Raw genomic sequence first — 14103 nt, 5'->3', positions numbered from 1 at the left:
TCTTGAAGTCCCTTCAATGTGGCCCTATGTTTGTTTTTATTCTTTGTACTTGGTGCTCCAACGGATAGAGCTATTGACGGCTCGAACGCATCGCCTTTACATGTTTTAAACTGCTGTCGTTTAAGAACTCTTTATAGGCTTCGGATTCAACGGCGTAGATCGCCACTTTTCCTTGTGAGTTATGATGAATACCCCAACCGTAACGCTTACCCAACGAAGAAGTACGAAGACAGGGTTGTCCCTTAGAGAAAAACTTGGTTCTCTCTATGGATCTTTGCTCGTCGGGTATATCATTGCGCTGCGCGAACACTTCAAACATGACATCCTCTTGCGTATATTGATAAGGGTGGTTTGTTATCATTTCATATTGTAAAACTGGAACGGTTTTGCCGCCGTTTTTGGCTTTGGGGATCTCTGCCACTTTAACAGGACAATCTTCTGCTGCTGCAATAAAAGTTTCATAATAGTTCATGTCTTTCATCTATATATCCTCCCATCTATTCAAAAAAAATATGGATACGAATATACAATCAAGCTTGAGCTGTTTTATAAATATTTCTTAAAAGCCTTGCTGGATTCCCCATCGTACCCTAACTTCGTGTAGAAGCCGTGTGCTTCGTACCTGGATGAACCACTGGTGAGAAACACCTTTATACAATTTTTCTGTATGCATACATCCTCTATATACTTCATAAGTTCAGATCCATGACCCTTGCTCTGCACATGCTCCGTAATGATAACCCGCTCAACCACGCCAAACGGTCTATTTTCCACTAAAGCATCCAGACAAATATGTAAATGCGCAGTCCCAATAACCTGATCATCGACTTCGTAAACAAATAAGAAACTGTTGGGATTATCCCTTACTTCTTCAATCCGCTCCGCCAGTACCTTCGTATTCAGGTTGTTCGGTAATAATTCTTTGTACAACCTTTCAATAACCTCGACATCCCTTGCTTCGGCCTCTCTGATCATCAGGTACCACTCCTCAACTTATATAATAACTTAATATGATGTCACCATTGTCCTCGAATTCACCCGTCTCCTGAAACCCGGATTTCTTATATAAAGCGTTTGCCACCATGTTGTGCGGCACATGAGATACCCTGATTTGCTTGCAATCGGTTCTCTCTTTTAACTTATGAATCACTTCCTTGATCGCCAGTTTGGCGTATCCTTTCCCCTGGTATTTCTCATCAATCATGAATCGAAGTATCCAATAAAACCCGTCATTATATATCTCATTATCAAATAAAATAAAACCCACCATGCGGTCCTCTGCAAAAATTCCATATGGCTTCGAGGTGATCTCCTTCGTCGCATGTATTAAGGAGTCTGCATTACTTGCTACCAAATTCAGTTGGTCTTCACGCGGTTTAAGCTGGATACACTCTAATTCATTTTCTGGGGTTATAAGTTGTAGATTCACTTGCTCTGTTGACACATCAATCTCTCCTTGCGCTCAAATGATGACTAGATCCATCATAACCCAAAAGTGCTATATGCGAACAGTTTCTTCCTCTTTTTTCACCTGCTGATTAGCAGTTCTTTCCTTACAGATCAGAACAAAAAACCACGGTTTCCCGTGGTCCATCCATTCGAGTATGCTCTATTCTACTGATCCACTTACCAGTCTTCCTTCAAACCATACCGCTTGTCGCGCAGACCTTCTGGCAACCGCCTCTGCCGAGCAGCTGGCTTCTACCAGTACAAAACTAGCTGTATCCCCTACCTTCGGCCATACCTGTTGGCCCTCTGAATCCAGTGGAGTGATACCACTTGTGACAAATGCAAGAGACTGAGCCAAGGAGCGTTCATCGTTATACCCGTACAGTTCGGCGAAACGGCCGGCTTTCTCCAGTTGATCTCCATTGCCAAACGGTGACCAATGATCCGTCAGACTGTCTGTCGCCAGCTTCACGTTCACCCCATGTTTATGGAGCATCGGAAGGGGCATCATCATTTTACCGATAGGCACGGTCGAAGCAACGTTCATACCAAGGGAAGCCATCCGCATGGCCATATTTTCCGCTTCTTGCTGCTCCGCACGAGCGAACCAGAACGCATGACTTACGGTAACTTTACCCTGAAGTCCTGCTTCTTCGGTCAGGTCAGCCAATTGTAGCAACGTTTGTTTACCCGGTTCTCCAGAATCATGCAAATGAATATCGATGCCTGCCTGATACTGGACAGCCAGTTCGACCATTACATTTAGCGATTTCTCAATATGCTCGTCCACAGTGTGAGGATCAAGTCCACCTACATGAGTAGCCCCTTCCGCCATGGCTTGACGCATGAGTTCAACCGAATTAGAGCGGAGAAGTCCATGCTGCGGGAAAGCGACGATTTCAGAGGATATTTTGCCCGAAAATGACTCCAATGCCTGCTTTGTAGCTTCCAGCCGTTTCAACCCACTGACCGGTTCAATATTGCAATGACTGCGCACATGGGTGGAACCATATCCCTGAATCAGGCTCAGAATGCTCTCCGCCTGACGCTTTGCATCGGGTAATAGCTTGGGAAGCAACACTTTCTCTTCTTCGATACGTTCGAAAATGCTGGAGATGCGTCGAACCGCTTTCCATGGTGCATCATAATACGTTTTATCCAAATGAATATGGGCTTCCTCGAACGAAGGCAGCAGCAGCAATCCTTTACCCTCAACCTGCGGCAACTTGCTTGTTAATTCCGTATCCCCGTCCATGATGGCTGCAATGACTCCATCTTCAATCCGCAGATGACCAAGGCTCGTCCGGGTGCCAGTTACCTGCCCATCTTCCATCACATAACTTTGCTCCAATGATACGTTGGTTAACCAGTATTCCTGCTTCAACATGGTCACTCCCTCTTTCCACTCGGTCTATCTAGCATCGAGTACCGATTCATCTTCTGTGGTCAATGGTACCATAGGACCTCATTCAGCAAAAATAGTTAAAACGTTGGTGTTCCATACGATTATCGTCTAGATATTATTGGACTTCCCCATTAGTATACGAAGTGTAATATATCCCAAAACTTGAATCACAAATACCATAGCCACAAATTCAACCAGAATGCTGTTGCCTGCATTTAAATCAGTCATGATATCCTTCAAAATTAGACCGGGTTGCTTCAAGACATCCCAACTATTCCACCGATTAAATCTCCCGATATATACCCCTAGACTGCTCAGAAGTAAAACAACGCCTACAACTACCATACCGCTAAATGGGTTTAATCGTTTATTTAACAATTTGTGAATTTGATGTATCGAGCAAATGGATAGAAGTAAACCCAGTATGGCTAAGACAAATGTTAGGCTGAGGCTATACCAGAAATCAATATTAACCCAGAATTTAGTTTCCCCCTGAGGATCAAAGTATCTGAATGCATGCAAAATTTCTGTGAAAAGATATGCCGAATTCGGTAGAAAGAACAACCAGCCTGCACACATTACCCCGACTAGTGCGATGCTCGATCTTGTAAGTTTCTTATTGCTTATATAACTAATCGTTGATGAAATGATGAATGGAACCCATGCTAAAAAAATGTCCCACGTTAAAAATTGATACATGTTCGTGTTTGATTTGGTACGTAAGTAGACAGCAACAAGTAGACAACCTATGGTAGCAACGATTAAAACACTACTCATTTTTAAATAAATCGTATTTTTATTATTGTTCATTTCTTCGTTTCGATTTCCCTTTCCTTGGTGGTATGCAAGTGCAGTCCCTGATAACCTGATCATCGATTTCATAAACGAACTGTGACTCCGCCTTCCTAGTAATACACGTCCATCATAACCCAAAATGTGGTATATGCGAAAATAGCGGCGTGAACCCAGAAGGAAGACAAAAACTTTACTTTCGCAATATTTCCGTTCATCTTCCTTCTTCTACCATTAGAGAATGCAAAAAAACAGGCACTAGGGAAGTGCCTGTACATATTTAGAACCGAGCTAAGTACTTAGCTAATAGTTCACTGCTTCTTTTTTATATGAAAATATGATGATCAGAAATTAAACCGCGCATGGCCGCCATCCGTCACGCCTTCAATCTGTTCAATATCCAGCAGTCTTCGCTTCATCTCCAGTCCTCCGCGAAAACCGGTCAGCTTGCGGTTGGCACCGATAATGCGATGACACGGCAGCAGCACCGGAATGGGGTTGGCTCCATTGGCTGCCCCAACAGCTCGTACCGCTGAAGGTCTTCCCACCGCAGCAGCAATGTCGCCATAGGTTCTTGTCTCACCATATGGAACATTCCCCAACTCCGCCCATACCTGCTGTTGGAATGTCGTTCCGATCAAATCAAGTGGAATTTCGTCTGTGAATGCCACCTTGTCTCCGGCAAAATAGGATTGCAGCCAATCCATCATTCCCGTATGCTTCAACGCTGCTTGATTCTCTTCGAGCTCCACTCCAGGAGCAATCCGGCCAATCCAACTACTCCAATCTTCCAGCGTTTCATTGGGCATGATGACCCGGCATAACCCTTTTTCGGTGGCAAGCAATACCCACGGACGACCGTCCAGTTCCATTTTGGTCCACATGATGCTCTTTCTCATACGTCAATCGTCCTTTCCCCTCGTAGGTTTTTTATCTGGTTTCTTTTCTCGTTATGCACACATACTACACACGAACCGTTTTTTTCATTTTTCGTTTCATGCTGCGGATGATCTGCTTCGTCTCCGGATCAACACGATAGGACTCCGTTATTTTCTGAAGAGCCTTATTATACGTAAAGTCGTCCAAGGTATTTTCCTGCAAATAACGCATCGTGGCTTCTGGCTGTTTCACATACGCAATGGAAATTGCCCAGGCCACTGCCATTTTCACATAGTACCCTTCGTGATGAATGGTATCTAATGAAGCAAGCACTCTGCTGATATATTTTTCTTCCATATAAAAGTTCAACAGCATCACAACCCCGAAGCGAATGTCATATTCCTGGTTGGATACCAGATAGGGCTGCAAGAACTGCCACACTTGATCCAGATGTGCCTTTGTATATTTCAAACCACCGCAGAAACTGTCGCATACTGACCAGTTATCTATTTTGGGAACAAACCAGGCAATATGCTGCAGGAGTTCCTCGATATCTGCTTGGGCATGACCGATGACCATCGCTTGCAACATCACTTCTTCAAAATAATCATCATCGGCGGTTTTCAGGTAGGCACGCCAGTCCTCTTTGACGATTTGTTTCGCCATCTTGCGTATTTCAGGCAGTCTCACACCTAACAGATTCGTGATATTCGGAATGAGCGCAGCCGAGAATTTCTGATATTCCGGTTCGACCAGAGATAACAATTGTGTTCTTACAACCGATTCCACATGTCTCCTCCTCATCGGGTTTTCTACAACAAGTATATCCCGGCAGCATCCATTTGTAAGCCCATATCGAATGTTTTAGCAAGATTACAATATCCATTTCTCGTGGTCACTGTTTAACTTTCATTCCATTTCGTTTAAGAATACGGAGTTGTATCCATTTAGAAAGGAGACTACATATGAATCGATCCCATCCCAAAAAAGATTTTTCGGTTGAAGAGATTACGGAGCTCCTTGTGCAATTCGTGCAAACCCAAAACCTGACCGAGTTTTATAAATGGGCCAAAGAACTTCATCCCTATGACCTTTCTCTCGTATATAAAAAGTTCCCTGAACAAGAGACGAAACGCTTCTTGCTCTTATTCAAACCGGACGTGCTCGCCGACATGGCAGAAGCGCTCACGCTTCACGAACAGGTGCATCTATTCGAACAGTTAGGCCCAGAGCGCACTCTTGAAGTCATGCAGCAAATGGACAAAAGTGATCTGATTCGCTTCATGCATGATCTGCCCCTCCAACGCAGAGAAGAACTGCTGTCCAATATGAATCTCGATCATTCCGCCATTATCCGCTCCGTGCTGAACTATCCACCGGAAACGGCTGGACGGATCATGACCGATCGTTACCGTACGCTGTTATCGCATGAAACCGCAAAGGAAGCACTTAGAGAATCGCAGGCTACGCTGCACATTCCTGCAACCAGTTATCTGTATGTCACCGATGATGAAGGCAAACTGGTCGGAGTCGTGAGTTATCAATCCCTTGCTCAGGCAGATGATAACACCAAAGTAGAAGAGCTGATGACTCGGCGTGTCATCCATGCAACAGTTGATATGGACCAGGAAGAAGCTGCACAGCTGTTGCAACGTTATGAGTTTATGGCTTTACCTGTCGTGGATGAAAACCGCAGATTATGCGGTGTTATCCAAATGGATGATGTCATTGATATTATTATGGACGAAGCCAGTGAAGACATCGCCAAGATGGGTGGCGGCAGTAAAGACATCGATTTTGATACCAAACCATTGGTTGCCGTCAGACGTCGCCTTCCATGGCTGATTTTATTGTTATTTATCGGATTGATCTCAGGTAGCATCGTGGATTTTTTCGAAGACACGCTGAATCAGGTTGTGGCACTGGCGTTCTTCATGCCCATGATAGCCGGTATGACGGGGAATACGGGTACACAATCCCTTGCAGTGGTTGTACGTGGCTTGATTGGACGCAAGCTGGACAAGGCCACAGTGCTCGCGCTTATTGGCCGAGAGATTAAAGTAGGCACAATGATTGGACTTGTATGCGGTTTGCTGATCACGGTCATCGCCTATTTCTGGCAAGGTGACTGGCTGCTCGGAGCGATTATTGGAGTATCACTATTCTTCACCCTGGTTATCGGAACACTGACCGGTACTTGTATTCCTCTTCTGCTCAGTCGTTTCAAAGTGGACCCTGCGGTTGCCTCCGGCCCATTAATCACAACGTTGAATGATATATTGTCGTTGTTTATCTATTTCGGCATCGCTACTCGTTTTCTGGATGCCTTAATGTAAATTAACCTTTCAGTCTTTATTCATTGAACAGGTACTTTAATACAGTAAAAAGACTCAACTTCCTCTGTACATACAGTGAGGTTGAGTCTTTTGGTGTTATTTTCAATCTAAAAGAGAACTGCCTTATGCTTCATTTTAATGTATTTGCTATTTCAACTAATGTTTGATAATCGTATAACGGTTCAAGATTGTTGTTTTTCCCTGAAATAAGAGAGTACGTTAAACTCTCGTTTCTCCAATAGATGGCACTTACATTTCCGTCTCCTTGGTCCCATGTTTGAGAGCCATTAGATAATTTCAAACCTTTCTTCCCCTTCGGAGGCGTATCCACCTTTGAGTTTGTAATCATAGTGATCAGGTTCAATCCTTCGTCGGTATTTGCATACGTGATTTCGACTGCTTCAAATGTACCATTGGTATCTAAAATCCTCGCTGATTTTTGAGTAACTTGGAAAGGAACTGACGGTTGTTTGATTTCAAAAGGGGTCCTAGCTTCAGCCTCTTCAAATGAAATTTCAACTGGAGGACTCAGATCCAAATTATTGATTGGTTGGTCACCTTCCCCATTTTTAAAGCAAGCAGACAATAAAAGAGGTATCATACATAGGAACAGCAACTTACTTACAGTTTTCAATTAATCACCTCGATATCAAAGTAGTTACTTCTATGACGTTTCTATTAGCTGGAAAGTTATGTTTTTTTTCCTGCTCATGTGCAATCTGCTGCAATAATGTACTATAAGCCAATGCCTCCCCGGAGTATGATCATGTAACTACAACTCGGGGAGGCCCTATGAATCTTACATCTTTTTTCATCTATTGTATTGTCGTTACCTTCACACCAGGCCCCAGCAATATTGTGATTCTCACTTCCGTCGGACAGGTTGGTCCCCGGAAAACGATGGAGTATGTGTGGGGTGCCACCGTTGCATTTGGCTTATTACTTGCTGCTTCTGCTCTTCTCAATCATGTACTTGCTGAGGTATTGCCTGGCATTCTCCAAGTGATGCAGATCGTGGGTAGTGTTTATATGATATATCTGGCTTATCAAGTCTATAAAATGGGTTCCACCGAGACGGGATCGAAGCAAGTTACGGGGTTTCTAAACGGTTTAATCATGCAGTTTGTGAATCCAAAAGTAGTTCTGTTCACGTTCACAGTTATTCCCAGTTATGTTCTGCCGTACTACGATAGCACCATGTCAACGTTTCTGTTCGTGATCATTATTACCATCATCGGCTTCCTGGCCTATTCCAGTTGGGCCGTGTTTGGCTCCATCTTCAGAACCTTACTTAATCGTCATCAAAAAGCAGTGAGTATCCTAATGGCCCTTTTTTTGTTATACTCAGCCATTATGGTATCGGGAATCATCTAACGCGCGGGAGGTGTGTGCAGCATGGAATTGTTTAACTATAAGAAATCACAGGACGTACTGGCTCTATCCGCCAGCTTTACGGATTTCACCTATAAAAAGCATTGCCACGAGGAATATGCAGTAGGAGTCACGCTTCGCGGTATTCAGCAATACCATCTGGACGGACATTATCAGGCCTCCCACAAAAACGGCGTGATGTTATTCAACCGGGAGCAGTCCCACGATGGAAGTTCCTATGACAAAGCCGGCATAGACTATGTCATGCTATATCTGAAGCCGGATTTGGTCGAAGAGGTTCTAGGGAAAAAGGAATTGCGTTTTAATAGCCCCATCGTCTATGACCCTGTGCTTGCACGAAGCATCCTGATGCTGAATGATGCTATTCAAAAAGGACAGGATGAAGCGAAATGCAGTGAACTGCTCTTGGGCCTGTTGCAATTACTCTCCCAGTCGGAAATGGACACCAAGTTGTGGCGGCCTCAGGACAATCTGGTTCGAAAAGCGAAAGAGATGATGTTTTGCAGTATTGAAGATGTGCTGAAACTGGACGACCTGTGTGCGGAATTCAACATGTCCAAGTTTCAATTTATCCGCGAGTTCAAGTCCCATGCTGGCATATCGCCTTACCAGTTTTTTCTGAATTGCAAGGTGGAGCGTGCCAGACAGTCCATTGAAACGCATAAGGATGTTTACTCCGCTGTAGCCGAATGTGGTTTTGTCGACCTGACTCATCTGAACAGACACTTTAAACGAGTATTCGGTATCACGGCTTATGAATATATGCTGCAGTTAAACTAATTGAATCGGTACGATTATCCGACCAAATGTATAAAATCCCCGCATGGAACGCGAGTTTACCTCAACGTTCCACACGGGGATTTTCTTTTCCCTTCCGTTGCCGTACTACCATTCTCCCTTAAATCAGATCCTAACATCAGGCGCGCCTCTTTCTTCTCCAGATCCAGCCGCTTACCAATACAAGCAATAGAATAACCCCACCATATATTATGAGATAAAATGACCAACTTCGGCCTTGATCGGTTTCTTCAAAATCAGCCTGACTCACTACTTTCCCTGCTCCCAGCAGCTTTAAGGAGTCTCCAGCTTGATCAATGGAAACATTGCCACTGCAAAGATTCGTATGCAACTTATCGTCCATTTTATTCTGATAAGCAAAGATCAGATAGGATTGGTTCTTATCCAATTGAATCCCACAAGATTCCGAACCGGCATCATTACCCATGACAGTCATTCGTTTAGAAGAAACACCCTTCCATGCGGTATCCACTTCAAAGGTATATGCTCTCACTTGGTCAGTGCTAAATATTTGCACCCCACCCCTTTTCACCACTTTACCTGTAAAAACCGATGTGGACGTCTTCAGTTTCTCTTGAGCATTCGATTCTACACAGCTGCAAGCATAAGCTTTTTCCCCAGGAAATACCGTGTAACCCAATCCAACCAACAACAAAATCAATGCAAACCATACTAAGCGCTTCATCCTTTCACCCCCGGCTCAGATTGCAAAACCCATCTTGTAATCGTTCACATTTTGTTTGAAGCTATATTTATTGTAAGATTATAGCATAATACGAATATTGTATTGAGCATCATCAGAATTCAGACACCTTGGAGGAAACCGTCACTTGAATCAGACTTTGAAAAAGAATATCTCCATCCCGCTGCTCGTTGCAGCGTTATGTCTCATTGCATTTGTAAGCATCGCCCTGTCCATCAGCGACAACCAGATCCACGTCTTTGACGATACCTTGATTGGTTGGATTCAGGGCATGGAATCACCCGGAATGACACGATTGATGCAGCTCTTTACCTGGATTGGCAGCGAGGTGCCTGTGGTTGTCATTACCATTCTCGCCATGCTTGTGCTGTATATCTACCTCAGGCACAAACGCGAGCTGCTCTTCCTCGCCTGTGTTATTGCGGGCTCGACTCTGCTCAATGCATTGATTAAGCTGGTATTCCAGCGCGCCAGACCTACGATTAACCGGATTATTGAGGTGAGTGGTTATAGCTTCCCGAGTGGCCATTCCATGGCAGCGTTCAGCTTGTATGGCGGCCTGGCCTTCTTAATCTGGAAGCATGTACCGACAGCGACTGGACGCGTACTCATGATTATCGTGAGTGCGATCTTCATCCTGACGATTGGAATGAGCCGAATTTATTTGGGGGTGCACTATCCCAGTGATGTCGTGGGTGGGTACTTTCTGAGTGGATGCTGGCTTGCCGTATGCATATGGTTCTATCAGCGACATCTGGAACGCCTTTCCCTGTTACAGTCCAAACCTCTCGCTTAGGCTTTTTCGATCACCATGCAACGATCCAACCCATGCTTGAAAACAAACCAAACGTAAAGAACCTTATGGGTGCATCAGGCACCAATGAGGTTCTTTTACGTCATTATGAATCTATTTTACAGTGGCAACCTAGAGCTCCTCGCCATTGGATTCAATGACTTTTTTGTACCAGTGGAAGCTCTTCTTGGGTGTTCTGCTCAAATCACCATTGCCATCATTGTCCTTGTTCACATGAATGAAACTATAGCGCTTCTTCATCTCGCCTGTGGATGCGCTGACCAAATCGATACATCCCCACATCGTGTAAGCGATAAGCTCCACACCGTCGGCAACGGCTTCTTTCATTTGTTCGATGTGACCTCTCAAATAATCAATGCGATAGTCATCCTGAATGGAGCCATCTTCCTCTACTACATCCACTGCACCCAATCCGTTCTCCACAACCATCAATGGAATCTGATAACGGTCATACAGGTGATTCAGCGTGTAACGCAATCCTTTAGGATCGATCTGCCAGCCCCAGTCGGAAGCTTCCAGATACGGATTTTTGATGCCGCCCAGCAGATTTCCCTCTGCTCTATCCAACGACTCATCCGCACTCTCGACCAAGGACATGTAATAGCTAAAGGAATAGAAGTCCACGCAGCCTTCACGCAGAGTCTGTGCATCTTCCGGCTGCATCTCGATCTGGATGCCTTCTTCGGCGAAGAAACGTTTGGCGAATCCAGGGTATGCTCCACGAACCTGTACGTCTCCACAGATCATGTTGGACAGCTGGTCCTTCTTCTGCGCGAGCAAAATATCGTCCGGGTTGCATGTATTCGGATATGTTGTCATGAAAGCGACCATACAGCCGATTTGGAAATCAGGATTGATTTCATGTCCCAGCTTCACCGCTTTTGCACTTGCAACAAATTGGTGATGCAGCGCCTGGAAGCGGGTCTGAGGATCATCAACACCATCGATCAAAGTCTCTTTGCCTTCAAAAAGGATACCTGCAGCCATATAAGCCCCCATTGGCATCGTCAGACAGTTGATCTCGTTGAAGGTCAGCCAGTATTTCACCTGATCTTTGTATCGGTTGAAGAGAGTTGTACAATATCGGATATAACAATCAATCACTTCGCGCGAAGCCCAACCGTTATATTTCTGGGTCAGACCAAATGGTGTCTCGTAGTGAGAAATGGTCACGAGCGGCTCAATGTTGTACTTTTTCAACTCGGCAAAGACGTTATCATAGAACTGCAATCCCTCTTCGTTTGGCTCCAGATCATAACCGTTCGGGTAGATTCTGGACCAGTTAATGGACATGCGGAACATTTTGAAACCCATTTCGGCCATCAGGGCAATATCCTCTTTGTAATGACCATAAAAATCAACCGCTTCATGGCTCGGATAATACGTGCCCTCTTCCAGTACAGGCGTAATCCGCCGTGGTGTTGTGTGCGTTCCACCTGTCATCATATCGGAAGTACTTGGGCCTTTACCACCCTTGTCCCATCCACCTTCAAACTGATTGGCAGCCGTAGCGCCACCCCAGAAAAATCCGTCTTTCATCGACATCATCAATTCCTCCTTCATGATCTTTCTAACACTATACATCCAGTGTACCACCCATACCCTGACACCTATTGTCATGGTATAATGTCGGCATGGAAAATAACCGATTATTCAGAATGCTATTGCTGTTATTGGAGAAAAAGAAAGCTACCGCCCCCGAGCTCGCGCGTTTGTTCGAGATATCCGTGCGCACAGTGTACCGTGATATCGACAGACTGAGTGCCGCGGGTATTCCCGTATACACGACAACCGGCAAGCATGGCGGCATCCATCTGATGGACAACTTTGTCATGGACAAATCCCTGTTGTCCGAAGATGATCAGAATGAAATTTTGCTTGGATTATATAGCGTCAGCGCCATCCCTCACCTTAACACTGCCCATATGCTCAAACGTTTAACCGCCCTGTTTGATCACAAGCTGGACTGGATCGAGTTCGACTTTTCACCATGGGGCAGCATTCCACAGCAGGAGAGGGAACTGTTCAATCAGGTCAAACAGGCGATCCTCACCAATCAATGGATTACGTTTCACTATGTCAATTCGGATGGAGAGAAGAGTGTTCCGACGGTTGAACCTCTCAAACTTTTGTTCAAGAACAGTACTTGGTATTTCAAGGGACACATTCACGACGAGCAAGACCGAAACGAATTTCAGACGTTCAAAATGAAACGAATTACGCAGTTGAAATTTCTGCCGAGGGTTCCCCGAAACAATATAAACATCGGATCACCGGAAAATGAGACTCACGTCACAATCAACCAAATCGCTCTGGAACTGTCGTTCTCCAACTCCATTGCTTATAGAGTGTATGATTTTTTTGAACCGTCACGCGTTGAAAAAGATTCCGACGGCAGGCTGCGCGTTGCCCTTGAACTGAATGAGGGAGAATGGCTGTACTCCTTCCTGATGTCGTTTGGATCTGACCTGACCGTAATCAAGCCTCCACACGTTGGAAAGGAACTGCTTAGGCGACATATCAACGCGGTAGAACATTTACAACAGGTCGTTAACAACAGGTTGGAAAATGAATGATATAATGAAGCTCTGATCATCTGTTGATTCTTTTACTTTTTTGCTATCTATCCATTTCCTGAAGGAGGTTTGTCCATGCAAGACATTAGACGTAACAATGTGGAACGATTCAAAGGTTTCGGTACGTTATATGACCAGAACCGGCCTGCTGCGCCCACCGAGGTCGTAGATATTCTGACGAATTATTTGGGCAGCAAACCTCGCTTGGTCGCGGATGTTGGCTGTGGTACGGGCTTATCGTCATGGATTTGGCTAAATGAGGCAGAACGTGTTATTGGCGTCGAACCAAGCGATGATATGAGAGCTGTCGCAGAGTCCAAATGGGAAGCAGCAGGCAAACCGGACCATCTGCGTTTTGTCTCCGGCCTATCCCACGAACTGGGACTACCTGATGGCAGTGTGGATATCGTGACCTGCTCACAGTCGTTCCACTGGATGGAGCCCCAATCCACACTGCGCGAATTTGCGCGTGTACTGCGTCCAGGATGCATATTTGCTGCCTACGACTGTGACTGGCCACCAGTGGTCGATTGGCAGCTGGAACAAGCCTATCTGCATTTGAATACGGAGGCAGATCATCGAGCTGCCAGTCTGGCTCCCCAGGAGAATCAAGCACATAAATGGAGTAAAGACGGACATTTGCAGCAGATTCAGCAGTCCGGCTTGTTCCGTTACTCGCGTGAAATTGTGTTTCATCATCGGGAAACATTCGATGCCGACCGATACGTCAATCTGGCACTAAGCCAAGGCGGCCTGCAAACGGCAGTGAAACTCGGAGCGACTGATCTACTTGAGGTAGCAGACGAATTTAGACAGCTGGCTACTCGTATATTTGCCGGTGAATCGAGACAAGTTCTATTCTCATATCGGATGCGTTTGGGCATCGTCTGATCTTAATCTAATCTCATCCAGAATCTCCAAAACATAATTCACAAAAGAAACCTGCCCATCACGAACAC

At 45.1% G+C, this 14103-nt stretch carries 16 protein-coding genes; 6 read left to right on the top strand and 10 right to left on the bottom strand.

Annotated features, from left to right (window positions below; all coding sequences use genetic code 11):
* Positions 1-70: 70 nt before the first annotated feature.
* From CS562_RS15360 to CS562_RS15330, 7 genes are all read right to left on the bottom strand, one after another.
* Positions 71-481, bottom strand: coding sequence for a DUF6157 family protein (locus CS562_RS15360; protein ID WP_076287834.1), 411 nt, complete (start codon positions 479-481; stop codon positions 71-73).
* A 65-nt stretch (positions 482-546) separates the two neighbouring features.
* The gene (locus CS562_RS15355) at positions 547-975 is read right to left on the bottom strand and encodes a GNAT family N-acetyltransferase (protein ID WP_063565270.1); all 429 of its coding nucleotides are present in this window, start codon (positions 973-975) and stop codon (positions 547-549) included.
* 13 nt (positions 976-988) lie between these two features.
* Positions 989-1444 (bottom strand): GNAT family N-acetyltransferase, encoded by a 456-nt coding sequence (locus CS562_RS15350; RefSeq protein ID WP_099856916.1) that lies wholly within the window; start codon positions 1442-1444, stop codon positions 989-991.
* 165 nt (positions 1445-1609) lie between these two features.
* The gene (locus CS562_RS15345) at positions 1610-2836 is read right to left on the bottom strand and encodes an amidohydrolase (protein ID WP_099856914.1); all 1227 of its coding nucleotides are present in this window, start codon (positions 2834-2836) and stop codon (positions 1610-1612) included.
* Positions 2837-2962: 126 nt separating this feature from the next.
* On the bottom strand, positions 2963-3736 hold the full coding sequence (locus CS562_RS15340; protein WP_099856913.1) for a DUF1361 domain-containing protein: 774 nt from the start codon (positions 3734-3736) through the stop codon (positions 2963-2965).
* Between the two features lie 254 nt (positions 3737-3990).
* Positions 3991-4545, bottom strand: a complete 555-nt coding sequence (locus tag CS562_RS15335) for a methylated-DNA--[protein]-cysteine S-methyltransferase (RefSeq protein WP_099856911.1) — start codon at positions 4543-4545, stop codon at positions 3991-3993.
* 64 nt (positions 4546-4609) lie between these two features.
* Positions 4610-5314: a DNA alkylation repair protein gene (locus CS562_RS15330; protein WP_099856909.1), complete on the bottom strand. Its 705-nt coding sequence runs from the start codon at positions 5312-5314 to the stop codon at positions 4610-4612.
* A 176-nt stretch (positions 5315-5490) separates the two neighbouring features.
* Between CS562_RS15330 and mgtE the strand changes: the two genes are divergently transcribed.
* Positions 5491-6861: a magnesium transporter gene (mgtE, locus tag CS562_RS15325; protein WP_064635927.1), complete on the top strand. Its 1371-nt coding sequence runs from the start codon at positions 5491-5493 to the stop codon at positions 6859-6861.
* A 130-nt stretch (positions 6862-6991) separates the two neighbouring features.
* On the opposite strand, the gene CS562_RS15320 is transcribed toward mgtE, so the two are convergent.
* Complete coding sequence (locus tag CS562_RS15320; protein ID WP_099856907.1) at positions 6992-7495, bottom strand: hypothetical protein; 504 nt, start codon at positions 7493-7495, stop codon at positions 6992-6994.
* Between the two features lie 158 nt (positions 7496-7653).
* Here CS562_RS15320 and CS562_RS15315 point away from each other — a divergent pair, with 158 nt between their 5' ends.
* Entirely contained in the window at positions 7654-8235 is a 582-nt protein-coding gene (locus CS562_RS15315) for a LysE family translocator (RefSeq protein WP_076287827.1), read from the top strand.
* A 21-nt stretch (positions 8236-8256) separates the two neighbouring features.
* Positions 8257-9033 carry an AraC family transcriptional regulator gene (locus CS562_RS15310; RefSeq protein WP_076287826.1) on the top strand — a complete coding sequence of 259 codons (777 nt, stop codon included), beginning with the start codon at positions 8257-8259 and terminating at the stop codon, positions 9031-9033.
* Between the two features lie 136 nt (positions 9034-9169).
* Here CS562_RS15310 and CS562_RS15305 read toward each other — a convergent pair whose 3' ends face one another.
* Positions 9170-9736, bottom strand: a complete 567-nt coding sequence (locus CS562_RS15305) for a hypothetical protein (protein WP_099856905.1) — start codon at positions 9734-9736, stop codon at positions 9170-9172.
* Positions 9737-9881: 145 nt separating this feature from the next.
* On the opposite strand from CS562_RS15305, the gene CS562_RS15300 reads away from it, so the two are divergent.
* Positions 9882-10550 (top strand): phosphatase PAP2 family protein, encoded by a 669-nt coding sequence (locus CS562_RS15300; protein ID WP_072734714.1) that lies wholly within the window; start codon positions 9882-9884, stop codon positions 10548-10550.
* A 129-nt stretch (positions 10551-10679) separates the two neighbouring features.
* Here CS562_RS15300 and CS562_RS15295 read toward each other — a convergent pair whose 3' ends face one another.
* A complete protein-coding gene (locus CS562_RS15295; protein WP_373561741.1) occupies positions 10680-12131 on the bottom strand; it encodes a glycoside hydrolase family 1 protein in 1452 nt (483 codons plus the stop codon).
* A gap of 71 nt (positions 12132-12202) precedes the next feature.
* On the opposite strand from CS562_RS15295, the gene CS562_RS15290 reads away from it, so the two are divergent.
* Positions 12203-13144, top strand: a complete 942-nt coding sequence (locus CS562_RS15290; protein ID WP_257219494.1) for a helix-turn-helix transcriptional regulator — start codon at positions 12203-12205, stop codon at positions 13142-13144.
* A gap of 75 nt (positions 13145-13219) precedes the next feature.
* Positions 13220-14035, top strand: coding sequence for a class I SAM-dependent methyltransferase (locus CS562_RS15285; protein WP_099856901.1), 816 nt, complete (start codon positions 13220-13222; stop codon positions 14033-14035).
* The last annotated feature ends 68 nt before the right edge of the window (positions 14036-14103 follow it).

The organism is Paenibacillus sp. LK1 (genome assembly GCF_002750415.1).
Classification (GTDB): Bacteria; Bacillota; Bacilli; order Paenibacillales; family Paenibacillaceae; genus Paenibacillus; species Paenibacillus taichungensis.
The sequence above is the reverse complement of the archived record's forward strand: the minus strand, read 5'-3'. Positions and strand labels throughout refer to the sequence as shown.